Origin of the sequence: Acetobacter musti, assembly GCF_011516835.1 — a bacterium.
Taxonomy (GTDB): Bacteria; Pseudomonadota; Alphaproteobacteria; order Acetobacterales; family Acetobacteraceae; genus Acetobacter; species Acetobacter musti.
Genome location: NZ_WOTB01000108.1, coordinates 1 through 1022, shown reverse-complemented (window position 1 = coordinate 1022; position 1022 = coordinate 1). Strand labels below are relative to the sequence as shown.

1 pseudogene is annotated in these 1022 nt (G+C 61.5%); it reads right to left on the bottom strand.

The features are described from left to right. A pseudogene (locus tag GOB93_RS20950) lies at positions 1 to 928 on the bottom strand (IS630 family transposase); the annotation flags it as partial. Positions 929 to 1022 lie beyond the last annotated feature (94 nt).

Sequence of the window (1022 nt, the reverse complement as noted above, 5' to 3'; positions counted from 1 at the left end):
GCGGTGAAGAAATTTATGCACTCTGCGGGCGAGAACTGGTCGATCAGGGTGCCGATCCTGTCCCACAAGGCGTCACGGGTGCGTTCGGCAACGCGACGCAGATGGGCTTTGAGCCTGGAGAAGGCCATCTCGATTGGATTGAAGTCCGGACTATATGGAGGAAAATACCTCAGGGTGGCGCCTGCTGCTTCGATCGCGGCCTGGACGCCCGGGCCCTTGTGCGAACCGAGATTGTCGATGATGACGATGTCGCCGGGTCGTAGGTCGGGCACAAGGATACGATCAACCCAGGTCTGGAAGCTGCGGCCGTTGATCGGACCATCCAGCACCATGGGCGCCACGATGCCGGTCAGTCGCAACCCGGCGATGAACGTCGTGGTTTTCCAATGACCATGCGGCACAGCGGAGCGCAGTCTTTGGCCACGCAAACACCGCCCGTAGCGCCGTGCCATATTCGTGGAGGCCCAGGTTTCGTCGATGAAAATCAGCCGCGCCGGATCGAGATCGGGCTGGGCATCGAACCAGTCCTGTCATCGTGTCAGGATGTCCGGCCGGTCCTGCTCCGCCGCGTGAGCGGTCTTTTTTTCCATGTGATCCGGTGACGTGCGAAGAAACGCCACAGCGTGCCGATCGCGAAGTGATGCCCGTCATCAGCCAGTCGGGCGCGGATTTCGGCCAATGTCAGATCGTCCTTCTCGGCGATCAGAGTATGGATACGCCCTGCCTGCGCCTCGATCCTGTGTGACAGGCGGTCCCCGCCACGCGGCTTGGCGGCAGGACTGCCGGTCGCGGCGGACAACGAACACCAGCGGATCGCACTCGCCGGACTGACACCGACCCGTTCAGCCACCTGGCGGCGAGACATACCATTCGAAACCGCCGCGACAACACGATCGCGGAGATCCAGAGACAGCGTGCGTGATGACATCCAAAGCCGGCCCCCCACCCGGCTGTCATCTTGAATCAGATCACGCGGCCCATGGGAATGCTCTACGATTCAAACCGCACAGAAAACGCTCTAG